The organism is Trinickia sp., assembly GCF_057351765.1.
On the sequence record NZ_JBMRBK010000033.1, the window covers coordinates 64,823 to 87,384 of the forward strand.

The window sequence follows — 22,562 nt, forward strand, 5'->3', positions numbered from 1 at the left end:
TTCCATGACTTTCGGAGTGATCCGCATTCGCGGAGCTCGTCAGCACAATCTCAAAAATATCGATCTCGATTTGCGTACGGGGGAAATGACCGTTGTCACCGGACCCTCGGGATCGGGCAAGTCGAGCCTGGTGTTCGACACCCTTTACGCCGAGGGGCAGCGCCGCTACGTGGAAACGTTCAGCGCTTATGCACGCCAGTTTCTCGACCGTATGGATCGCCCGCAGGTCGACCGGGTAGACGGCGTGCCGCCGGCGATTGCCATCGACCAGACGAATCCGGTGCGCAGTTCGCGCTCGACCGTCGGCACGATGACCGAGCTCAACGATCACCTGAAGTTGCTGTATGCGCGCGCGGCACAACTTTTCGACAAGGTGACGGCGCAACCGGTGCGTCACGATACGCCCGAGACCATCTACGCCGAGCTGCTCGAGCGCACCGTCCAGGACAACCCGCGCGTAGTCGTCACGTTCCCCGTCGAGTTGCCCGAAAGCGCGAGTGCCGAAGAGATCGGCGAGTGGCTGTCCGCGAGCGGCTATACGCGTGTGCAGGCCGAGCGCGAGCAGCAAACGAGCGGCGGCGTGCGCAAGGTGCTCGATGTCGTGGCCGACCGGTTCCGTATTCATGGAACCGAGAAGGTACGTGTGGTCGAGGCGATCGAAGCGTCGCTCAAGCGTGGTGCAGGTCGAGTGAACGTCTATGTGCTGGCGGAAGGTGCGGGGCGCTCCGAGCAACCGGATCGTAGCGGGAAGGCGAGCGCGGCTGAGGATCTGGCGGCGCCGCTCATCTGGCGGTTTTCGACGGGACTGCACTGCCCGGACAGCGATTTGCGTTATGCGGATCCTCAACCCGGACTGTTCTCGTTCAACTCGGCCTACGGCGCGTGCGAGGTTTGCCGCGGCTTTGGCCGCGTCATCGGCGTGGATCTCGGGCTCGTCATTCCCGATGCGCGCAAGACGCTCGCGGGCGGAGCGATCAAACCGATGCAGACGCCGGCGTGGAAGGAGTGCCAGGACGACCTGATGCGTTACGCCGCACGCGCTCGCGTTCGCACGAACGTGCCGTGGTCGGAGCTCACCGAGGCCGAACGCGAGTGGGTCATCGAAGGCTCTCCGGATTGGGACGGCGCATGGCAGCGCCATTGGTACGGCGTGCGCCGGTTTTTCGGCTATCTGGAATCGAAAGCCTACAAGATGCACATCCGGGTGCTGCTGTCGAAATATCGCAGCTATACCCCCTGCGAGGCCTGCGGCGGCGCGCGGCTGAAGACCGAATCGCTGCTGTGGCGGCTCGGCGCCAAGGAAAACGCGGATGCGGTGCTTGCGACGGAGTTGCGGTTCATGCCGAACGGTACGGCATGGACGCCGGCGCAATTGCACGCGTTACCTGGACTGACCGTGCACGACGTGATGCTGTTGCCGATCTCTCGCATCCGCCAGTTCTTCGACACGCTGAGCTTGCCGAGCGCCTTGCTCGACGATGCGCTCAAGCTGCTGATCGCGGAAGTACGTACGCGGCTGAAGTATCTCTGCGACGTGGGGCTCGGTTATCTGACGCTCGACCGGCAAAGCCGCACGCTTTCGGGCGGCGAGGTGCAGCGGATCAATTTGACGACGGCGCTCGGCACATCGCTCACGAAGACGCTGTTCGTTCTCGACGAGCCGAGCATCGGCCTGCATCCGCGCGATTTGAACCGTATCGTCGAAGCAATGCGGCGTTTGCGCGATGCCGGCAATACGCTCGTCGTCGTCGAGCACGATCCATCGGTGATGCTCGCGGCCGACCGACTCATCGACATGGGACCCGGGCCCGGTGAGCGTGGCGGCACGATCGTCTATGACGGCGCGCCTGACGACATCCGCACCGCGCCGACGCTGACCGGCGACTATCTCGGTTCGCGGCGGCACGTCGCCGATGCGACGCATTGGGCTGGGCGGCCCGTCGACGCATCGACGCCGCGGCTCGTGCTCGCAGGCGCGAGCGAGCACAACCTGCGCGACGTGACCGTGGAGATTCCGCTTGCACGGCTCGTTTGCGTAACGGGCGTCTCCGGTTCGGGCAAGTCGACGCTGATCCAGGACGTCCTTTATCCCGCACTTGCGCGCCAACTGGGCAAAGCCACGGAGACGCCGGGAGCGCACCGGGCGCTGAGCGGTGCCGAATGGATCGCCGATGCGGTGTTCGTCGATCAATCGCCGATCGGAAAGACCGCACGCTCCAATCCGGCGAGCTACGTCGGCGCCTTCGACGAGATCCGCAAGCTGTTCGCGAAGGCACCGCTCGCGCTGCAGCGCGGTTATACGGCCGGGACGTTCAGTTTTAATTCGGGCGATGGCCGATGCCCGACGTGCGGCGGCTCCGGTTTCGAGCACATCGAGATGCAGTTTCTCTCGGACGTCTATCTGCGATGCCCCGACTGCGACGCCCGCCGCTATCGGGCCGAGGTACTCGAGGTGAAGCTCGAGCGCGGTGCGCGTGCGCTGTCGATTGCCGATGTGCTCGAACTGACCGTGAGCGAGGCCGTTGCGTGGTTTGCGAACGATGCGGACGTCTTGCGCGTGCTGGAGCCGATAGTCGATGTCGGGCTCGAGTACGTGAAGCTGGGGCAGCCGGTGCCGACGCTGTCGGGCGGCGAGGCACAGCGGCTCAAGCTCGCCGGATTTCTGGCGGAGACCGCGGCCAAGCCAGGCGCCGGCTCAGTGCCGGGCGGGCGGCTTTTCATGTTCGACGAGCCCACCACCGGTCTGCATTTCGACGATATCGCCAAGCTCATGCGCGCATTCGGCAAATTGCTCGCGCGCGGGCATTCGCTGCTCGTCATCGAACACAATCTCGATGTCGTGCGCGCTGCGGACTGGATCGTCGATCTCGGCCCCGAGGGCGGTGACGGCGGCGGGCAGATCGTCGTGGCGGGCACCGTGGATGACGTGAAGGCATGCGCAGCGTCGCATACGGGGCAAGCGCTGCTCCAATACGATGAGGCGCTGAGCGAGATGGCGCACACATCGGCCGATGTCGAAGCCGGCGTGCCGCTTCAGGCCACATTGACAGCGGCGCGGGCGAGGCAACCCGTCGCGGGCGAAGACGCCATTCGCATCGTCAACGCGCGCGAGCACAACCTCAAATCCCTCGACGTCGACATTCCGCACGGCAAGTTCAGTGTGGTGACGGGCGTGTCCGGCTCGGGCAAATCGACGCTGGCCTTCGACATCCTTTTTCACGAGGGGCAGCGCCGCTATCTGGAGTCGCTGAACGCCTATGCGCGCTCGATCGTTCAGCCCGCCGGCCGGCCCGAGGTGGATGCGGTGTATGGCATCCCGCCAACGGTTGCGATCGAGCAGCGCCTGTCTCGCGGGGGCCGCAAGAGCACGGTGGCAACGACCTCCGAAGTCTGGCACTTCTTGCGCCTGTTGTACGTCAAGCTCGGCGTGCAGCATTGCGTCCGCGACGGTGCTGCCGTCACGCCGCAAAGCGTCGAATCGATCGCCGCGCAGCTGCTGCGCGACTATGCCGGCCAGCATGTCGGCTTGCTGGCACCGCTGGTGGTGAATCGCAAGGGCGTTTATACCGATCTCGCCAAGTGGGCGAAGGCGCGCGGCCATACGCATCTGCGTGTGGACGGCCAGTTCGTTGCTGTCGACCCGTGGCCGAGGCTCGAACGGTTTCGCGAACATACGATCGAGCTGCCGGTGGCGGACCTCGTGATTTCCGCCGACCGCGAGAGCGAGCTGCGCCGCGCGCTCGATCAGGCGCTGGAGCTTGGTAAAGGCGTCATGCATCTGCTGGCACCGCTCGACGGGCTTGCCGATACGCTGTCCCAGGGAGGCGAGCATGCGCATCTCGGCGAACTCGAGGTGCTGTCGGTCAAGCGGGCCTGTCCGGTCTGTGCAACGAGCTATCCCGAACTCGATCCGCGCATGTTTTCGTACAACAGCAAGCATGGCTGGTGTGAAACCTGCGTCGGAACCGGACTTGCGCTGACACGCGAGCAGCGTGCCGCGTTCGACGATACGGCATTTGCCGACGATGGCCGCGGCCGCGAGCAGAGCTTGCCGAGCGAAGAGCTCGAACCCGAGGACGTCGGCGATACGCCTTGCCCCGATTGCGGTGGCACACGTCTGAACGCGGTCGCGCGGGCCGTGACGTTCGATTCGCATTCGATCGTCGACATCGGCCGGTGGACCGTCACCGAGACGCGTCGCTGGATCGATTCGCTCGAGCTTGCGGGGCGCGATGCGCAGATCGCGCGCGACGTCGTCAGCGAGATCGCGAGCCGCCTGCAGTTTCTCGAAGAAGTGGGGCTCGGCTATCTGAGCCTCGATCGTGCGGCACCGAGCTTGTCGGGCGGCGAGGCGCAGCGCATTCGTCTTGCCGCGCAACTCGGCAGCAATCTGCAGGGCGTGTGCTACGTGCTCGACGAACCGACCATCGGGCTGCATCCGCGCGACAACCGGATCTTGCTCGATGCCTTGCGTCAGTTGGGCGACAAGGGCAATACGCTCGTCGTCGTCGAGCACGACGAAGACACCATCCGGCGAGCCGATCACATCATCGACATCGGTCCCGGCGCCGGCAAGCGCGGCGGCCGGCTCGTGGCCGAAGGCGGGGTGAGCGATCTCGCCACGCACCCGGAATCGCTGACGGGTCAGTTTCTCGCGCATCCGATCGTTCATCCGCTGCAACCGCGCCGCCCCGTGCATCCGTTACGTCGTGCGGGCAACGGCAAAACGAAAACGGGCACGGGCACGAAGGCGACGACGGCCGATCTCTCGTCACCCAGTTCCCCCGAACGCTGGCTGACCGTTCACGGTGCGCACCTTCACAACCTGCGCGATATCACGGTCGACATTCCGCTTGCGCGCCTCGTGGCCGTCACGGGCGTGTCCGGCTCGGGCAAATCGACACTGGCGCGCGATGTGTTGATGACGAATCTGCTCGACGCGGTCGGTCGCTCGGTGCTGTCATCGCCCGCGGTACGCCGCGCGCGACGTGCCGCGCCGAGCGCCGCCCCACGCCGACCGGGGCGTGCTGCGAGTGCAACGGACGCGCCCGTACGGATCGAAGTCGAACATCGCTGGCAGGGTTGCCGTGCGGTGACAGGCTTTGAAGCCATCGACCGCGTGCTCGAAGTCGATCAGACACCGATCGGAAAAACGCCGCGCTCGTGCCCCGCAACTTACATCGGCGTATGGGACACGATTCGCAAGCTCTTCGCCGATACGCTGGAGGCGCGTGCGCGTGGCTATGCGGCTTCGCGTTTTTCGTTCAATACCGGCGACGGGCGCTGTCCCGCATGCGAAGGGCAGGGCGTGCGAACGATCGGCATGAGCTTTTTGCCCGACGTCAAAGTACCCTGCGATGTCTGCCATGGACAACGCTTCAACCCCGAAACGCTTGCCGTGACGTGGCGCGGACGCAATATCGGCGAAGTGCTGACGATGGAGATCGATGAAGCGGTCGAGTTCTTTTCGGCCATGCCGAGCATCGCGCACCCGCTGCAACTGATGAAGGATGTCGGACTCGGCTATTTGACGCTGGGTCAGCCCTCGCCGACGTTATCCGGGGGCGAGGCGCAGCGCATCAAGCTCGTGACCGAGCTCGCCAAGGTGCGCGATGACGTGACGCGGCGCGGACAGAAGGCGCCGCATACGCTTTACGTGCTCGACGAGCCGACGGTCGGCCTGCATATGGCCGACGTTGCACGGCTCATTCGCGTGCTGCATCGGCTTGTCGATGCGGGGCATAGCGTCGTTGTCATCGAACACGATCTCGACGTGATCGCGGAGGCCGACTGGATCGTCGATCTAGGTCCGGAGGGCGGTGCAGGTGGCGGCACTGTCGTGGCCGCGACCGATCCGGAATCGCTCTCGCGCGTGCGCGAAAGTCATACGGGGGCGGCGCTCGCGCCGGTCCTTGCGCGTACGGGCGAGCGCGAGTCGAAGCCCGCGCACGTTGCCTAGGCGCCCAGGCTTCGGTCAGCCCTCTGATGCGAGCTTTGGCCGGGCGTCGGGCGCAATGTCGTCCCTGTCCGTCACGACGCGCAGCGGCTCGCGGGCTGCGGGCGCGCTCGTGACGCGGCCGATCCACACGAGCGCCAGCGCGGCGAGCGAGACGGAAAGCCAGCCGTTCGTGCCATAGCCGAGCACATGTCCGGCCGCATCGGTCGACAGCAACATGCCGCCGATCCATGCGCCAAAACCCGTGCCGAGCGCCTGCACCGCGCCGTTGGCGCTCAGGAAAGCGCCGCGCTCGGCCGCCTCCGGCACCGTGGTCAGGATGGCTTGCAGCGGCACCATGCGCCCCGAACTGATGACCATGAACAGCGCGAAGAACGGCACCATGACGGCGAACGATAACGCGGGCAAGTGCGTCATGCCGAGGACCGCCAAAAGTGCTAACGACCCGAAGATGCGAAACACGCGCCGATGGCCGAGGCGGTCCGACAGCCTGCCGACCGCGCGCGAGGTGAAGAACGTTGCCGCACCGCCTGCCATGTAGAGCCATGAGATGCGGCCGGGCGCCACGCCATGATTCGCCACGAGCACTGGCGAAATGAACGGGATGACGAGCATGTGCGCGAGCATCATCGTGAACGTGAGCGCAAACGCCTTGAGATGGCGCACACGCGAGAGCATGCGCCACAGGGCAGGCAGCGCATCGGCTATGGCCGGCGCCCCCGCGCGCAGATGCTCCACCAGCGAAGGCACGGTGAGCGCCGCGACGCAACCGATCGAAGCGCTCAATGCCGCGAGCAGCCAGAACGGTGCGGCCCAGCCGAAATGTGCGCCGAGCAGCACGCCCGCGGGCACACCCGCGATGGCGGCCAGCGAGAACGAGGTCATGATGACGCCCGTGGCGGCGCCGCGCCTTGCGACCGGGACGACATCGGCGACGATGGCCATGACCCCTGCACCTAGTACACCGCCCGTGATGCCCGCGAATGCGCGGCTCGCGAGCAGCAGCGTGTAGCTCGTCGTCAACGCGCAGATCAGATTCGAGAGCGCAAAGAGCACATAGGCGACGAGCAGCAGCCGGCGTCTGTCGAAACGATCGATATAAGTTGCGGCGAAGAGCCCCGACAGTCCCGAGCACCACGAGTAAGCCGATACGGCCGCCGCGAAGGCCGCGGGCGTGATGTGGAACGCGGACATGATCTGCGGGCCGAGCGGCATCATGACCATGAAGTCCATGATGATCGTGAATTGCACGAGCGCGAGCAGCCAGATCAGCCGGCGCTCGCGGGTGGGGGACAGTGCGTACATGCGTTGGCGTCCTTTATCTTGTTTGTGCTGTCTTGCGTCAGGCACTGCAGACCGGTGAACGGGCGGCGGCGCGCGCGCATCGCGCCTGCGCCTCGCCGCCATTGCCGCTTAAGCGGGTGTGGGTTCGCTGCCCGGGCTGGAGGTGCCGCCCTCTATCTCGGCCGCGGCACGCAGCAATATTTCGGCGATACGACGTTGCTCGGCTTCGCTTGCATCGGCATGCCGCACGATCGCCAGCTTCAGTGCGTAGCGTGCCTCGATTAGTTTCGGATGCCAGCGGCCGCCTTCTGCGCCGAAGCCGACGTTATCGTCGTCGGCCGCGTACGCGCGCCGCATCGATTCCATCTTGCTCGCGATGAAACTGAGCTTGGCGAGCATCATGTCGACCTCGTTGCGGTGTGCTTCGAGGTGGGCTCGGCCCGCTTCGGCGATTTCATAGCGCTTGCGGTTGCCTTCCTGCTGCACGGTCACATAACCCAGCTCCTCGAGATAGGTGAGCGCAGGGTAGACCATGCCTGGGCTCGGCGCATAAAAGCCGTTCGAACGCGCTTCCAACGCCTTGATCAGTTCATAGCCGTGGCGCGGCGTCTCCGCGATGAGCGCGAGCAGCATCAGCTGCAAGTCGTCGCCGGTGAACTTGCGGCCGCGCGTCAACCCGTCGTCGTCGCCAAAGCCACGGTCTCCTCGACCGCCCCAGGACGGGCCGCCGCCATGGCGATGACGGTGGCGGCCGATTGCATGCCACAGGCCGTGGAAGAACGATGCGGAACCCGGGAAACGGCCCTGATCGTACGCGCGGTGCAAGGTGGTGCGCAATTCATCGAACTCGTAGTTTTCGAAGCGCGGGTCCAGGCCCGGGTGGGCGTGTGAACCGCCGCGGAAGTGGTGAGCGTGACGCATGCGGTGCTCCTGTCGGTGAAGATGTATCTTAAGATATGTATCTTTAGATATGTTGTCAAGGGGGCGCGGAGCCGCGGGAGCTTGTTCCGCGCGACCTCTTTCGGCCATCGATTTACCGCAGGAGGCAACGGATTTTCAGACCTAACAATGTTGCTAAGTCGAATCGAGCGAGCGGCGGGTAATGTCACAACTGTGCGAGACGACAGCGGCCATAACGGGAATTATCTGTTGCCGCGTAACCACCCGACTGAGCGAGGTAATGATGCCGCAAATCGATATTCTGATGATCGCGGATGCCGAAGGGATTTTAAATAAATATGGGCAAGCCGGATCCACTTCGGCCCCGACTGACGGGCCCGGCTCGGCACAACAGCCGATAACGGTCGACGGATCTTTTGTGTTCTTTATCACGAAAGCTGCCAACGCCTATGCATATAACGGAAATTGGCAGTTGTACGTTTCGACTGGGACCGAGTCGGAGCAGGGGGTCGATATTGTTCGTTGGAGATCCGAAGGGATCGATTTAGGACACAAATTCGCCTGTCCGATTACTGGATTCAAGTTTTTCCCGAATTCCGGGGCGGGGCGAGTGGAGACGCCGGTGCTTAGGCACTACTCCACGACATTTGTCACGACGGATCCCGCCGATGCCACCAAGCCTATGGTGCAAAAGGGAATCGATCGATGCTGGGAAACGAGGGCCGTCACGGACGGAAATATCGGATACAACGTCATTTTCATGATCGTCGATGAGCAAGGCAATGTACGGATTCATACGCAGGTCGATCCGACCTTCGTGATTCAAGGATGACCAACAAAATTTCGAGGTCCATATGAGCCAAGACAATTCGGACGACGTTATCGTCAATATGCTGGTGGTGGTCGATGTCAGTATGTTTGCTGACAAGCTCGCCAGCAGCACAGAAAAGAACCCGGTAGTCGTCGATGAAGGGATTTACATGTTGGCGGAGCCGAAATATGTAAAAAGCGGGCAGGCAACTAGTGCGCTCGTTCTCAACGTTGCCGCCGAAGGTGAGGATTCCTCGACTTTCGTCCGTTTTCGCGAGCAATGCTTGCAAATAGGAAAATATCAATGCGTCATCGTCGATATAAATATCGACTCGTCGGCCAGCGACGACGTGGAGGCCCCGGCGCTCCGGGCGGTCACCTATACCGAGCTATACCGCGTGCCGACTGATCTGAAGCCCGATAACTTCAATACGACCACTGCCCCCGATGTTTTCTGGGAAACCGAAATGGAGGCTGCAGGCGTGGTGAACTATGCCATGAAGATCCTTGTTGCTGACATGACTTTGCCGCTTACCCAAGCGGAGTTCCACTACGTTCTAGTGAAATCGTCGATCAATATTTCCGATCCGCAGGATTGACGAATTTACCGTTCGGGAGAAGAGCATGGTGAGCAACATCGTAAAGAATGTCCTGGCGGTGATCAGTGTCGATGACGTTTTGCAAAAGCACGGAACCAACAACGCAGTGGATGCGGGTGCGGAATTGGGCAGTGATTGCATTGGCGTTTTTACGGGAAACGTAACAGGATACTTGGACCCGTTGCCGCCAGCGAGTGTTGCGTCGGCAACCGCTACGAAATGGGTCTTGTGGCGAGCGACTTCCCTGACGTTCAACGCCAAGTACCATTGTGTGGTTACCGGGGTTTCCGTGGACGACAGTTCCGGCTGCTTGGTCAACGCACCGAAGGCCCTTTGGATCGAACCATCGGTGCCGGTGGCCAAGTTGGTCGGCGCTGCGGTGCAACCGCAGATCGAGGTGCGCCAGGAGGTTGTTTGGGCGTCCGAAGTCAAAACTCCCGGTAGCGTCAATTACGACCTGGCCGTGAAGGTGATCGATTATCACGGGGTGTTGCAGGGATTCTATCACCTGAAATCCGCGATTGCCGTTAGCTGACCGGTTTCTCTTGTATAACCAATATCTCTATGCGGATGCTTTGGGTGAATTGCCGTGCCTGATGGCTGCGCAGAACACGTCGGGGTCAAGATGCCAAATATCGTCGATGTCCTTATTGCGGTTGATTGTGAATCGGTGCTTGCGCAATACGGCGAGAATAATGCGCCGACCAACCCGCCGATGATGGAGTACGAGCATATTTATATGGTTATTCGTAATGGGAATGATTTGGTATGGAATGGTGCTGACTACAACAAATCGCCATATCTTTATTTGAAGGTGAGCGAAGAGGATGATCTTTCCGCCACCAGTATTCGATGGCGCATGGAATCTATTTCGATGGGAATGGGATATAAAGCGTTTTTGACGAATTTCACTCTTTACGACGGGGTTGATGTCATTACTCAGCCAGAGTGCCGCGAGATCCGGACAAAATCGTTTTTGCCGGATAAATCGAACCCTGACCAGCTGATCGCGCAAGAAGTAGTCGACCCTTTTTGGGAGTCTACCGTGCTCAGGCCGGGCTATGTGGCGTATTTCTTTTATCTGGCGATCGTCGATCACATGGGCAAGATTCGTGGGTATTACCGAAACGATCCCGCTGTTGTTGCACAGTAACCATCGTAATGATCTTTCGAGAGCTCGTCATATAGCTGGAAAGTGAACTTTCGTTTTTAGCGAGACTGTTCGAAGTTAACTTTTATCATCTTTGTAGGAGGGATCATGAGCGCACTGACTCATCCTTACCCCGGGAGCCCGCCGGGCGATATTATTGTACTAGTGGCCGGCGATATCTCGATGGCGCCCGTCGTCGACGCACTTGGCGACGTTGCAGTGGGTGCGATTTCGAAAGGCGTTCAAGCTTTCCCGTTGGACGTCAGCATGTCCATCTTCAGCGTGGGTACCGACGCTTTTCCGGGGAAACTCCCGAGTCCGACACTCAAAAATTACCTGGTTAATCCGCCTCCGATGGGGGTTGGGGCACCGGCGGGGCAGGTGAAAGAACATGATCCCGTGACCCCGCCGCCTGACTACAATTACGACATGGAGAACGCAATCATAGACGCATGCGCGCTTTTCGACTGGCGCAATGGCACAAAGCAGGCGATTCTCTTGTTGGCCAACGAGTGGCCGAATGGCGGCGGGCAAGCGGCAGGAACCAGCATTCTTGCCGACGTCAAAACAGCGGCGCGGTATAAGGATAAGAATCCGGTGCTTGTTTTTACGGGGTTAACGCCGCCACCCACTAATAAGACCTTGAGTAAAGATGTGGCGACCGAATATCGGAACTTGGCGTTGAGCGGCGGCACCTACACGGATCTGACTGCGCCGTCGTCGCTCGACACTCGGATTTCGGATGTTATCCAAAGAATGATTGGTGCACTTGCTATGGCTTGGAAGTCACACTGAATTAAGTTTTGCATGTCCGAACAGGCGATTCTGGAAATCGCTCGAAAATTAGTTTTCCCACCGCTTTGATGTATATAGGAGGAGTTATGAGCAGCGTGACTCAGGCTTACCCTGGCAGCCCGCTGGCCGATATCGTCGTGCTCGTTGCCGGCGATGTCTCGATGGCGCCGGTCGCCGACGCACTTGGCGACGTTACGGCGAATGCGATTTCCAACGGCGTTCAAACTTGCCCATTGGACGTCAGGACGGCCATCTTCTGTGTAGGTACCGACGCCTTCCCCACGAAGCTCCCGACGCCGACGCTCAAGAAATATCTGACGGATCCTGCTCCGAATGGGCTCGGAATTCCGGCGGTGCAGCTGAAAGAACATGATCCCGGAACGCCGCCGCCTGACAACAACTACGACATGGAGAACGCGATCCTGGACGCCTGCGCGCTCTTCGATTGGCGCAAGGGCGCAAGCAGGGCGATTCTCCTGTTTGCCAATGAGTGGCCGAATGGCGGCGGCGCAACGGTAGGAACGAGCCTCGCCGATGCGGTGAAAACAGCGGCTGGGACCGACCCGGATCAGCCCGTGCTTATCTATACGTGCTTGACCGCGCCGCCCACTGGTATGACGCTGGCCCCGGGCGTGGCAAGCGAATATACGGCGCTTGCGACGCAAAACGGCGGCACCTTTACCGATCTCAGTTCGGCCAATTCGAATGGAGTGCAGGACGGCATCACGAAGATGTTGCAAACGATAACCTGCGCGCTCGCCCCTGCCACGAGTACCCAAACAGGCGGTACCGGCTCGTGCAGCAGCGTTTGCGACGAGTTTTCCTCGATTCTCTGCACGATCAATTTGCTGGCTTGCGCGCTCAACAAGGCGATGGATGCCTGCTGCCCTGGTGCAGGAGCTAACGCCGGCTGTGATTGCGGGTGTAGCGATAAGAAAAAACCGGGACCGGTTGTGACATCGAGTGCGCTGACTCTGCCACCTATGGCGCTTCCTCAGATGGCACGCCCTGCGCAGCCGCCGACGGCTAACCGAGTGGCCAACACTGTCCAGACGCCGCCCAAAGCCGTGCATGCATAGTCGTTAGCGCGGGCGATTGTTTGACACCGCAACGCCAGAAAATAAGAAGGGCCGGCATTTGCCGGCCCTTCCGATTCTGGTGGGTGGTACAGGGATTGAACCTGTGACCCCTGCCGTGTGAAGGCAGTGCTCTACCGCTGAGCTAACCACCCGAAGAGCCTCGGATTATGGCAGACGCCGCACGACAGGTAAAGCGCTTTTTAAGCGGCTTGCGCAACGGCGGCATCGCCGTCGTCGCCCGCCGGCTCCCGTCGCCAGACACTTGCCCCCTTGGTTGCCTTTTCGATATCGTCGAGCACAGCCTGGTGCGCCGCGAGTTCCTCGGCCTGCGCCGCCAGGACGGGCAGCACCACCGACTCGAGCACCGCACCGGCGCGCGGTGCGGCGACATCCGCCTGCGCCGGCGCGTCGCCCAACATATCGATGACGAGGCTTTCCTGGCCACGCGTCATCGCGAGATAGACCTCGGCCAGCAGTTCCGAGTCGAGCAACGCGCCGTGCAGCGTGCGGTGCGCATTGCTGATACCGAAGCGATCGCACAGGGCATCGAGCGAATTGCGCTTGCCCGGGAACATCGACTTCGCCTGAACGAGCGTATCGATCACGCTCGCATAGTGTTCCGAGAACGGTGGCAATCCAAGCAACGCGAACTCGGCCTCGAGAAAGGCCAGATCGAATGCCGCGTTGTGGATGACGAGCTCGGCGCCGCGCAGATAGTCGCGCAGTTCATCGACGATTTCGGCGAACTTCGGCTTATCGCTCAAAAACTCGGTGGTCAGCCCGTGAACGGCCAGCGCGCCTGGATCGCTGTCGCGTTCCGGGTTGATATAAAAATGCAGGTTGTTGCCGGTCAGTCGGCGGTTGATCAGTTCGACGCCGCCGATTTCGATGATGCGGTCGCCTGTGCGTGCATTGAGGCCTGTGGTTTCGGTATCGAGGACGATCTGGCGCATAGTCGACAAGGTAGCTTAAAAACGGTTGTTTCGAGGCACGCGCGGCGCAACGGCCACGCACTCAGCCAACGGCGAGCGCGGCGACGCCGCGGTTCGCCAGCGCATCGGCCCGCTCGTTCTCGGGATGCCCGGCATGGCCTTTCACCCAGCGCCACTCGATTTCATGCATAGCCGCCAGTGCGTCGAGCCGCCTCCAGAGGTCGGCGTTTTTCACGGGCGTCCTCGCGGCCGTCATCCAATTCTTTTTCTTCCAGCCGTGAATCCACTCGCTGATGCCTTTTTGCACGTATTGCGAATCGGTATGGATCACGGCCTTGCACGGACGCTTCAAAGCTTCGAGCGCGGCGATGACTGCCATCAGTTCCATGCGGTTGTTCGTCGTGCAGGCCTCGCCGCCGAAGAGTTCCTTCTCTTGCGTGCCGTAGCGCAACAGCGCGCCCCATCCGCCGGGGCCCGGATTGCCCTTGCACGCGCCGTCCGTATAGATTTCGATGAACTCGGGCGTCACGTCATATTCTCGGGTTGTGTGTCTTGTGAGTCGCTGCGGGCGTGAGCCCCGGTGCGAGCACCGGCTTTTTCGTCCTGACGGGGCCGATGAGCCGCATGCCGCGCACGCGCTTGACCGCCGTCACCATGTAGGCAGCACCGAAAATGGGCCACCATCGGTCGCCGGCATCTTCCATGAACGAAAAGCGCGTGAGCCACTTTTCGCCGACGAGGGGCGGACGATAGCAGCCGAAGCGTCCGCGTTCAAGTTCGAAGCCGAGCAACTTGATCCAGTCCTTGATGCGCGTGAATGCGATGAGGTCTTGTGCGGCCGGCACGAAAGGGCGTCCGGTCATTTTGCCCACCGATTGCCGCACGCCCCACAAGCTGAGCGAATTGAAGCCAAGAATGATCAGTTGCCCCTCGGGCATCAGCACGCGCTCGGCCTCGCGCAGCAGGCGGTGCGGATCGCGCGTGAATTCGAGCGTATGGGGCATCACGATCAGATCGACGCTTTGCGCTTCGAACGGCAAATCCAGCAGATCGCACCAGACCGTGGTGCGACCGTCGGGCGCGAAGCGGTCGCTTGCCGCGAGCGGCACATCGGGCGGCACCGGCGCTATGGGCGATACAGGCGGCGCAAGCGGGTCAGGCGCGGCCGGCGGAAAACGATAGGGCGAGCTTGCGCCGCTGGCAGCGTCCAGCACGAGCGCTCGGCACGGCATACGGTTTTCCCGCAGCGCATCGAGTTGCGGCAGGCCGAGTTGCAGCGCGTGATAACCGAATACGTTGGATACGACGCGGTCGAGCTGCGCCTGCTCCCACGCCAGGACGTAACGGCCGGGCGGAGAGTCGGTCCAGGCGGGCCAGTCTATAATCGGTCGATCAGACATCGTGTGGTGCGTCGCCTATGAATACGCTCGAATACGTGCCGGTGCCGGCCTTTACGGACAACTACATCTGGCTCGTGTCGAACGGGCGCGATGCGGTCGTGGTCGACCCGGGCGAAGCCGCTCCGGTGCGCGCATTTCTCGCGCAACGACGCTTGCGACTGAGCGCTATTTTACTCACGCACCACCATGCCGACCATGTCGGCGGTGTTGCCGATCTTTGCGGTCACGCATCGATCCCCGTCTATGGGCCGGCGGCGGAAGCCATCGCCGAGGTCACGTACCCGCTGTCGGGCGGAGATCGCGTGCGCCTCGAATCGCCCGCGATGGATTTGGCGGTTCTCGACGTGCCCGGCCATACACGCGGGCATATCGCGTACTTCCAGGACGGCCGCGCCGGCGCGGCGCCCCATGTGTTCTGCGGCGATACGCTCTTCGCCTGCGGTTGCGGGCGGCTCTTCGAAGGCACGCCGGCGCAAATGCTTGCCTCGCTCGACGCGCTCGCGGCATTGCCCGGTGAAACGCAAGTGCATTGCGCGCACGAATATACGCTGGCCAATATCCGCTTCGCGCTGGCCTGTGAGCCCGGCAATGCCGAACTGCGGGCGTGGCAGGAGGAGGCGGCGGCACGCCGCGCGCGCGAGGAGCCGACGCTGCCCACCACGATCGCGCACGAGCGCGCCGTGAACCCGTTTCTGCGCGCGCAGCGCGACGAGATTCGCGCCACGCTCGCCGAACAACTCCATGAGACGGTGCCCGATAAGTTGACGTCGTTCACGCTGATGCGCGAGTGGAAAAACCGCTTCCGCTAGGCGTGGCATGGCGCGACACGAGCAGGCCACTGCGGTGAAAGCGGGTACTCGGCTCGGAAAACGAATCGAAAACGTGCGCCAAGCCTCGGATTTGTCAGCATTTTTTTGGCTTTTCAGTTGACGCGGCCGGCATGCTTTCGTACTATCGCCTGCAAATTTCCAGTTTTGGAAGCCGAGACGTTCATGCGATTCATCCTCAGTGCGCTATTGGTTCTGACGCTCGCCGCCTGCGCGAGCAGCGGACCGACGGCGAACTCCTCCAACGACGCTTCCACTCCGCAAGCCGCTCCCGACTCCCTGCGCACCGCCACCGCGAAACAAACGATCGACGTCGATACCGGCTCCGTCGATCAACTGACGACCGCGGACAGCGACCTGTGGGGCCGCATCCGCCGCGGCTTTCAGCTTCCGGACTTGCAGGGCGACCTGGTCGATATGCAGGTCAATTGGTATGCGCAGCGCCCGGACTACGTCCAGCGCATGACGGAGCGTTCGCAGAAGTACCTCTATTACATCGTCGAAGAGCTCGAGGCGCGGCACATGCCCACGGAGCTCGCGCTGCTGCCGTTCATCGAATCGGCGTACAACCCGCAGGCGCTGTCGGTCGCGAAGGCTGCGGGCATGTGGCAGTTCGTGCCCGGCACCGGGCGCACCTATAACCTCAAGCAGAACATGTGGCAAGACGAGCGCCGCGACGTGCTGGCTTCGACAGGCGCCGCGCTCGACTATCTGTCGCGCCTGCATGACATGTTCGGCGACTGGTACCTCGCGCTGGCCGCCTACAACTGGGGCGAAGGCAACGTGCAGCGTGCGATCGCGCGCAATCAGGCGGCCGGTTTGCCGACGGACTATCAAAGCCTGCGCATGCCGAACGAGACGCGCAACTACGTGCCGAAGCTTCAGGCGGTCAAGAACATCGTGGTCAACCCGCAGATGTATGGGTTGGCGTTGCCGTCGATTCCGAACCACCCCTATTTCGTGTCGGTCACGACGTCGCACGATATCGACGTCGCAACGGCCGCGAAGCTCGCCGACATGTCGCTCGACGAGTTCCGTTCGCTGAACCCGTCGTTCAAGCGGCCGGTGATCCTCGGCGCGACGCAGCCGCAAATCCTGCTGCCGTTCGACAACGCAAGCGCTTTCGAACGCAATCTCAAGTCGTACGGCGGCCAATTGTCGTCCTGGACCACCTATACGGTGACGGAGCGCGCGCGGCCTGCGGCCCTCGCTGAAAAGCTCGGGGTCGACGCCGACACGCTGATGGAGGTCAACAAGATTCCGGCCGGCATGCGCCTGAAGCCCGGTTCGACGCTACTCGTACCGCGTGACGGCGACGACGAGGACATCAGCGCCGACGTTGCCGAAAGCGCGGTGCTCGCGGTGGAGCCCGACGTTCCGGACACTCGCAAGATGCTGATCCGCGTGCGTCGCAAGCAATCGCTCGCGGCGGTTGCGGCGCGCTATCAGGTCTCGATCGCGCAATTGAGGGCGTGGAATAAGACCCGGCGCGAAACGCTCATGCCGGGTCAGGTGATCGTGCTGCATGTGCCGGTGGGTAAGACGATGCCGGCAGAGCCGGGGCCGCAGAAAATCGCCACGGAAGTGCCGGCCGATGCGCGCGCCGAGAAGATCGAAGCACGCGCGGCCGAAGTGAAGCCGAAAGCGCATTCGAGTCGGAGCGCCGCACGCGGCGGGGCGCGGACAAAGTCCGTGAAGGTTGCGGCCCGTGCCGCCGCCGGCAAAGGCGAAAGCAAGGCTGATGCGCCGGCCCGAAAGAGCGTCGAAACGGCCTCGAAGTCGGCCAGGAAGAGCAGTGCGAAGCCGGTGCAAGGCCGGCAGCAGAGCACGACCGTTGCGTCGTCGCGCGGACAAACCAAGCAGCAGTGAGCGCTTGATACGGCTTGATACGTCCTTGGTCCGTGCGTGATCCGCGCGTGATCCGATGCGATACGTTCGCCGTCCTTCGGTACGGCGAACGCCCGCCCATACCACCGCATCCCCGTACGTCCATTGTCGGGAATAGGGCTTTCAAGCTATAATTCGAAAGTTTCGCTATTCAACCCGCACCCTAGCGCCTACCTTCCCCATCCCGTTCATCCGCCGCTCAATGCACCGTGGCGTAGTTTGGCAAAAGCCTTCGATTCCGGGCCATCGAGCGTCCGGACGCGCCAGCCAGGCTTCACGCGCAACGAGGAACGTCGAGCGCCGCGCTTGCCGCCGAAACATCGGCGCCGTGGCAGCCTCCGGGCGGATGACAGGTCGGCAACAGGGTGCTCCCCAAGGAGCTTCCCGTGTTGCCGTCTTTTCCTCCCGCTCTGCTTGCACTCGCTGACGGCACGGTCTTTCGCGGTTACGCGATCGGCGCGGCCGGCCATACGATCGGCGAGGTGGTCTTCAACACGGCCATCACCGGTTATCAGGAAATCCTGACCGATCCGAGCTACGCGCGCCAGATCGTGACGCTCACCTATCCCCATATCGGTAACGTCGGGGTCAACGGTGAAGACGTCGAATCGATGAAAGTTCATGCCGCGGGCCTGATCGTGCGCGATCTGCCGGTGCGGGCGTCGAACTTCCGGATGCAGCGCACGCTCGCCGACTATCTGCGCGACGAAGGCGTCGTGGCCATCGCCGGAATCGATACGCGCCGGCTCACCCGCATTTTGCGCGACAAGGGTGCGCAAAACGGCTGCATTCTCGCGGGTACCGACGACGAAGCGCGTGCCGTGGAGCTTGCGCGCTCGTTCCCAGGGCTCGCGGGCATGGACCTCGCCAAGGTCGTTTCCACTGCCAAGCCCTACGAGTGGGCGCAGACCGAATGGCGGCTCGGCAGCGGTTTCGGGGCGCAGCGCTCCCCGCGCTACCGCGTGGTCGCCTTCGATTACGGCGTCAAGCACAACATCTTGCGCATGCTTGCCGAGCGCGGCTGCCAAGTCACGGTGCTGCCCGCGCAATCGAGCGCGGCCGATGCGCTCGGGCTCAATCCGGACGGCGTGTTCCTGTCGAACGGCCCCGGCGACCCGGAGCCTTGCGATTACGCGATCGCCGCGACGAAGGAGTTTATCGACCGCGGCGTTCCGACTTTCGGCATCTGTCTCGGTCATCAGATCATGGGCCTCGCCGTCGGCGCAAAGACGATGAAGATGAAAACGGGCCACCATGGCGCGAATCATCCTGTGAAAGATCTGGGGGACGGCCGGGTCGTCATCACATCGCAGAACCATGGTTTCGCTGTCGATGCGGCGACGCTGCCGCCCAATGCGCGCGTCACGCACATCTCGCTTTTCGACGGCACCTTGCAGGGTTTCGAATTGACGGACAAGCCCGCGTTCTGCTTCCAGGGTCACCCCGAGGCATCGCCGGGTCCGCACGATATCGGCTATCTGTTCGACCGCTTCACCGCGTTGATGGACGCGAAGCGCGGTAGCGCGGCCGCGTGATTCGTGCCGCGGCGCGAGAGCTCGCGCCGCCTTTCGTCAGAGATACCAGAAATACATTAGCGAGAGCGTTATGCCCAAGCGGACAGACATCAAGAGCATTCTCATCATCGGCGCGGGTCCGATCATCATCGGCCAGGCGTGCGAGTTCGATTACTCGGGCGCACAGGCTTGCAAGGCGCTGCGCGAGGAAGGCTACAAGGTCATTCTCGTCAACAGCAACCCGGCCACGATCATGACCGACCCGAACACGGCGGACGTGACCTACATCGAGCCCATCACCTGGGAGGTGGTCGAGCGCATCATCGCGAAAGAGCGTCCCGATGCGATCCTGCCCACGATGGGCGGCCAAACGGCGCTCAACTGCGCGCTCGATCTTTTCCATCACGGTGTGCTGGCCAAGTACGGCGTCGAGCTCATCGGCGCATCGCCGGAAGCGATCGACAAGGCGGAGGACCGTCAGAAGTTCAAGGATGCGATGACGAAGATCGGCCTCGGCTCGGCGAAGTCGGGCGTCGCGCATTCGATGGAAGAAGCGCTGAAGGTGCAGGTTGAAATCGCCGTGCAAACGGGCGGCCCCGGCTACCCGGTCGTGATCCGGCCGTCCTTCACGCTCGGCGGCTCGGGCGGCGGTATCGCCTACAACCGCCAGGAATTCGAAGAAATCTGCCGGCGCGGCCTCGACCTTTCGCCGACGCATGAATTGCTCATCGAAGAATCGCTGCTCGGGTGGAAAGAGTACGAGATGGAAGTGGTGCGCGACCGTGCGGACAACTGCATCATCGTCTGCTCGATCGAAAACCTCGATCCGATGGGCATCCATACCGGCGATTCGATCACCGTGGCACCGGCGCAGACGTTGACCGACAAGGAATACCAGCTACTGCGCAACGCGTCGCTGGCGGTTCTGCGTGAAATCGGCGTCGATACGGGTGGCTCGAACGTTCAGTTCGCCATCAATCCGGATGACGGCCGCGTGATCGTCATCGAAATGAATCCGCGCGTGTCGCGTTCGTCGGCGCTCGCTTCGAAGGCTACGGGCTTTCCGATTGCGAAGGTCGCCGCCAAGCTGGCCGTCGGCTATACGCTCGACGAGCTCAAGAACGAAATCACGGGCGGTCAGACGCCCGCATCGTTCGAGCCGACGATCGATTATGTCGTCACGAAGATTCCGCGCTTTGCGTTCGAGAAATTCCGCGAGGCCGATTCGCATCTGACGACGCAGATGAAATCCGTGGGCGAGGTCATGGCGATCGGCCGCACGTTCCAGGAATCGTTCCAGAAGGCGCTGCGCGGCCTCGAAGTCGGCGTGGACGGGCTCGACGAGAAATCCACGCACCGCGACGAGATCGTGCGCGAGATCGGCGAGCCCGGTCCGGATCGTATCTGGTACGTGGGCGACGCGTTCCGCCTCGGCATGTCGCTCGACGAGGTGTTCGAAGAGACGTCGATCGATCCGTGGTTCCTCGCGCAAATCGAAGAAATCGTCGCCAGGGAAAAAGCGCTCGCGGGCCGTACGCTCGAGAGCCTCAGCAGGGACGAGCTTCGCTTCCTGAAGCAAAGCGGTTTCTCGGACCGCCGGCTTGCGAAGCTCCTTGCGGCCGCACCGGCCGACGTGCGCCGCCGCCGTATCGAGCTGAACGTGCGTCCGGTCTACAAGCGGGTCGATACGTGCGCCGCTGAATTCGCCACGAAGACGGCCTATATGTACTCGACCTACGAGGAAGAGTGCGAGGCCATGCCGACATCGAACAAGAAGATCATGGTGCTCGGCGGCGGCCCGAACCGCATCGGCCAGGGCATCGAATTCGACTACTGCTGCGTTCACGCCGCGCTCGCCATGCGCGAGGATGGCTATGAAACGATCATGGTCAATTGCAACCCCGAGACCGTGTCGACCGATTACGACACGTCCGATCGCCTTTATTTCGAGCCGCTCACGCTCGAAGACGTCCTCGAGGTCGTCGACAAGGAAAAGCCGCTCGGCGTGATCGTCCAGTATGGCGGTCAGACGCCGCTGAAGCTGGCGCTCGATCTGGAAGCCAACGGCGTGCCGATCATCGGTACGTCGCCTGACATGATCGATGCCGCGGAAGATCGCGAGCGCTTCCAGAAGCTGCTGCAGGACCTGCAGTTGCGTCAGCCGCCGAACCGCACGGCGCGCACCGAAGCGGACGCGCTCACGCTTGCCGACGAGATCGGTTACCCGCTCGTCGTGCGCCCGTCGTATGTGCTCGGTGGGCGTGCGATGGAAATCGTCCATGAGCCGCGCGATCTCGAGCGCTATATGCGCGAGGCCGTGAAGGTGTCCAACGATTCGCCGGTGCTGCTCGACCGTTTCCTGAACGATGCGATCGAATGCGATGTCGATTGCATCTCGGACGGCCAGGCCGTCTTCATCGGCGGCGTGATGGAGCACATCGAACAGGCCGGCGTGCATTCGGGCGATTCGGCCTGTTCGTTGCCGCCTTATTCGCTTTCGAAGGAGACGGTAGCCGAACTGAAGCGCCAGACCGGCGCCATGGCGCGCGCCCTGAACGTCGTGGGCCTGATGAACGTGCAGTTCGCGATTCAGCAGGTGAAGCAGGACGACGGAACGCTGAAGGACGTCATCTACGTGCTGGAAGTCAATCCTCGCGCTTCGCGTACCGTGCCGTACGTCTCCAAGGCGACGGGCCTCCCGCTCGCCAAGATCGCCGCGCGCGCAATGGTCGGACAAACGCTCGCTCAGCAGGGCGTCGAAAAGGAGGTCGAGCCGCCTTACTTCAGCGTGAAGGAAGCCGTCTTCCCGTTCGTCAAATTCCCGACCGTCGATCCGGTCCTGGGGCCGGAGATGCGTTCGACGGGCGAAGTGATGGGTGTCGGCCAGACGTTCGGCGAAGCGCTGTTCAAGTCGCAACTCGCCGCCGGCTCGCGACTGCCGGAGTCGGGCACCGTGCTGATCACGGTGATGGATGCGGACAAGGCGAAAGCGGTCGAAGTGGCCGGCATGCTGCATGAACTCGGCTACCCGATCGTCGCGACGAAAGGCACAGCCGCGGCGATTGCCGCAGCCGGTGTGCCCGTGAAGGTCGTCAACAAGGTGAAGGACGGGCGCCCCCACATCGTCGACATGATCAAAAACGGCGAGATCGCCCTCGTCTTCACGACGGTCGACGAAACGCGCGCCGCAATCGCCGATTCGCGCTCGATTCGCATGAGCGCCCAGGCAAATAAGGTCACGTACTACACGACGATGTCCGGCGCGCGCGCGGCCGTCGAGGGCCTGCGTTACCTGCGCGACTTGGAAGTCTATGATTTACAAGGCCTTCACGCTCGCCTAAACTAGGCTTCTGATTACTAGTCGGGGTCGGCTTCGACCCCAGATGCCGCGGTTAAGCGGCGTCCCCTCCGGTGGCCACAACGCCTGAC

Annotated in this window: 16 protein-coding genes and 1 tRNA gene; 11 read left to right on the forward strand and 6 right to left on the reverse strand. The window is 62.4% G+C overall.

Going from position 1 to position 22,562, the window contains the following annotated elements:
• The first annotated feature begins 4 nt into the window (after window positions 1–4).
• Window positions 5–5,959: an excinuclease ABC subunit UvrA gene (gene uvrA / locus ACO1XS_RS08065; protein WP_486390380.1), complete on the forward strand. Its 5,955-nt coding sequence runs from the start codon at window positions 5–7 to the stop codon at window positions 5,957–5,959.
• A 15-nt stretch (window positions 5,960–5,974) separates the two neighbouring features.
• On the opposite strand, the gene ACO1XS_RS08070 is transcribed toward uvrA, so the two are convergent.
• Both ACO1XS_RS08070 and ACO1XS_RS08075 read right to left on the reverse strand, forming a co-directional pair.
• Window positions 5,975–7,261: an MFS transporter gene (locus ACO1XS_RS08070; RefSeq protein WP_486390381.1), complete on the reverse strand. Its 1,287-nt coding sequence runs from the start codon at window positions 7,259–7,261 to the stop codon at window positions 5,975–5,977.
• A 108-nt stretch (window positions 7,262–7,369) separates the two neighbouring features.
• Complete coding sequence (locus ACO1XS_RS08075; RefSeq protein ID WP_486390382.1) at window positions 7,370–8,161, reverse strand: PadR family transcriptional regulator; 792 nt, start codon at window positions 8,159–8,161, stop codon at window positions 7,370–7,372.
• Window positions 8,162–8,420: 259 nt separating this feature from the next.
• On the opposite strand from ACO1XS_RS08075, the gene ACO1XS_RS08080 reads away from it, so the two are divergent.
• The 6 genes from ACO1XS_RS08080 (at window position 8,421) to ACO1XS_RS08105 (ending at window position 12,573) form a co-directional block, all read left to right on the forward strand.
• Window positions 8,421–8,972: an AidA/PixA family protein gene (locus ACO1XS_RS08080; protein ID WP_486390383.1), complete on the forward strand. Its 552-nt coding sequence runs from the start codon at window positions 8,421–8,423 to the stop codon at window positions 8,970–8,972.
• Window positions 8,973–8,994: 22 nt separating this feature from the next.
• Window positions 8,995–9,549 (forward strand): AidA/PixA family protein, encoded by a 555-nt coding sequence (locus tag ACO1XS_RS08085; protein WP_486390384.1) that lies wholly within the window; start codon window positions 8,995–8,997, stop codon window positions 9,547–9,549.
• 25 nt (window positions 9,550–9,574) lie between these two features.
• A complete protein-coding gene (locus ACO1XS_RS08090) occupies window positions 9,575–10,084 on the forward strand; it encodes an AidA/PixA family protein (protein WP_486390385.1) in 510 nt (169 codons plus the stop codon).
• Window positions 10,085–10,174: 90 nt separating this feature from the next.
• Window positions 10,175–10,702, forward strand: a complete 528-nt coding sequence (locus ACO1XS_RS08095; protein ID WP_331567265.1) for an AidA/PixA family protein — start codon at window positions 10,175–10,177, stop codon at window positions 10,700–10,702.
• Window positions 10,703–10,807: 105 nt separating this feature from the next.
• On the forward strand, window positions 10,808–11,494 hold the full coding sequence (locus ACO1XS_RS08100; protein WP_486390386.1) for a hypothetical protein: 687 nt from the start codon (window positions 10,808–10,810) through the stop codon (window positions 11,492–11,494).
• An 8-nt stretch (window positions 11,495–11,502) separates the two neighbouring features.
• Window positions 11,503–12,573: a hypothetical protein gene (locus tag ACO1XS_RS08105; RefSeq protein WP_331567269.1), complete on the forward strand. Its 1,071-nt coding sequence runs from the start codon at window positions 11,503–11,505 to the stop codon at window positions 12,571–12,573.
• Window positions 12,574–12,650: 77 nt separating this feature from the next.
• Here ACO1XS_RS08105 and ACO1XS_RS08110 read toward each other — a convergent pair.
• The 4 genes from ACO1XS_RS08110 to ACO1XS_RS08125 form a co-directional block, all read right to left on the reverse strand.
• A tRNA-Val gene (locus ACO1XS_RS08110) sits at window positions 12,651–12,725 on the reverse strand.
• A 48-nt stretch (window positions 12,726–12,773) separates the two neighbouring features.
• On the reverse strand, window positions 12,774–13,526 hold the full coding sequence (gene dnaQ, locus ACO1XS_RS08115) for a DNA polymerase III subunit epsilon (protein ID WP_486390387.1): 753 nt from the start codon (window positions 13,524–13,526) through the stop codon (window positions 12,774–12,776).
• A 61-nt stretch (window positions 13,527–13,587) separates the two neighbouring features.
• Window positions 13,588–14,034, reverse strand: a complete 447-nt coding sequence (gene rnhA / locus ACO1XS_RS08120) for a ribonuclease HI (RefSeq protein WP_331567271.1) — start codon at window positions 14,032–14,034, stop codon at window positions 13,588–13,590.
• Window position 14,035: 1 nt separating this feature from the next.
• Window positions 14,036–14,905: a class I SAM-dependent methyltransferase gene (locus ACO1XS_RS08125; protein ID WP_486390388.1), complete on the reverse strand. Its 870-nt coding sequence runs from the start codon at window positions 14,903–14,905 to the stop codon at window positions 14,036–14,038.
• A gap of 17 nt (window positions 14,906–14,922) precedes the next feature.
• Here ACO1XS_RS08125 and gloB point away from each other — a divergent pair, with 17 nt between their 5' ends.
• The 4 genes from gloB (at window position 14,923) to carB (ending at window position 22,479) form a co-directional block, all read left to right on the forward strand.
• On the forward strand, window positions 14,923–15,714 hold the full coding sequence (gloB, locus tag ACO1XS_RS08130) for a hydroxyacylglutathione hydrolase (protein WP_331567275.1): 792 nt from the start codon (window positions 14,923–14,925) through the stop codon (window positions 15,712–15,714).
• A gap of 183 nt (window positions 15,715–15,897) precedes the next feature.
• Complete coding sequence (locus tag ACO1XS_RS08135; protein ID WP_486390389.1) at window positions 15,898–17,601, forward strand: transglycosylase SLT domain-containing protein; 1,704 nt, start codon at window positions 15,898–15,900, stop codon at window positions 17,599–17,601.
• A 404-nt stretch (window positions 17,602–18,005) separates the two neighbouring features.
• A complete protein-coding gene (gene carA / locus ACO1XS_RS08140) occupies window positions 18,006–19,154 on the forward strand; it encodes a glutamine-hydrolyzing carbamoyl-phosphate synthase small subunit (protein ID WP_331567279.1) in 1,149 nt (382 codons plus the stop codon).
• Window positions 19,155–19,224: 70 nt separating this feature from the next.
• On the forward strand, window positions 19,225–22,479 hold the full coding sequence (carB, locus tag ACO1XS_RS08145; RefSeq protein WP_486390390.1) for a carbamoyl-phosphate synthase large subunit: 3,255 nt from the start codon (window positions 19,225–19,227) through the stop codon (window positions 22,477–22,479).
• The last annotated feature ends 83 nt before the right edge of the window (window positions 22,480–22,562 follow it).

Bases quoted from the DNA above. Each gene is read 5' to 3' on its own strand.
- uvrA (WP_486390380.1), top strand. From the start codon at position 5: ATGACTTTCGGAGTGATCCGCATTCGCGGAGCTCGTCAGCACAATCTC.
- ACO1XS_RS08070 (WP_486390381.1), bottom strand. From the start codon at position 7,261: ATGTACGCACTGTCCCCCACCCGCGAGCGCCGGCTGATCTGGCTGCTC.
- ACO1XS_RS08075 (WP_486390382.1), bottom strand. From the start codon at position 8,161: ATGCGTCACGCTCACCACTTCCGCGGCGGTTCACACGCCCACCCGGGC.
- ACO1XS_RS08080 (WP_486390383.1), top strand. From the start codon at position 8,421: ATGATGCCGCAAATCGATATTCTGATGATCGCGGATGCCGAAGGGATT.
- ACO1XS_RS08085 (WP_486390384.1), top strand. From the start codon at position 8,995: ATGAGCCAAGACAATTCGGACGACGTTATCGTCAATATGCTGGTGGTG.
- ACO1XS_RS08090 (WP_486390385.1), top strand. From the start codon at position 9,575: ATGGTGAGCAACATCGTAAAGAATGTCCTGGCGGTGATCAGTGTCGAT.
- ACO1XS_RS08095 (WP_331567265.1), top strand. From the start codon at position 10,175: ATGCCAAATATCGTCGATGTCCTTATTGCGGTTGATTGTGAATCGGTG.
- ACO1XS_RS08100 (WP_486390386.1), top strand. From the start codon at position 10,808: ATGAGCGCACTGACTCATCCTTACCCCGGGAGCCCGCCGGGCGATATT.
- dnaQ (WP_486390387.1), bottom strand. From the start codon at position 13,526: ATGCGCCAGATCGTCCTCGATACCGAAACCACAGGCCTCAATGCACGC.
- ACO1XS_RS08125 (WP_486390388.1), bottom strand. From the start codon at position 14,905: ATGTCTGATCGACCGATTATAGACTGGCCCGCCTGGACCGACTCTCCG.
- gloB (WP_331567275.1), top strand. From the start codon at position 14,923: ATGAATACGCTCGAATACGTGCCGGTGCCGGCCTTTACGGACAACTAC.
- ACO1XS_RS08135 (WP_486390389.1), top strand. From the start codon at position 15,898: ATGCGATTCATCCTCAGTGCGCTATTGGTTCTGACGCTCGCCGCCTGC.
- carB (WP_486390390.1), top strand. From the start codon at position 19,225: ATGCCCAAGCGGACAGACATCAAGAGCATTCTCATCATCGGCGCGGGT.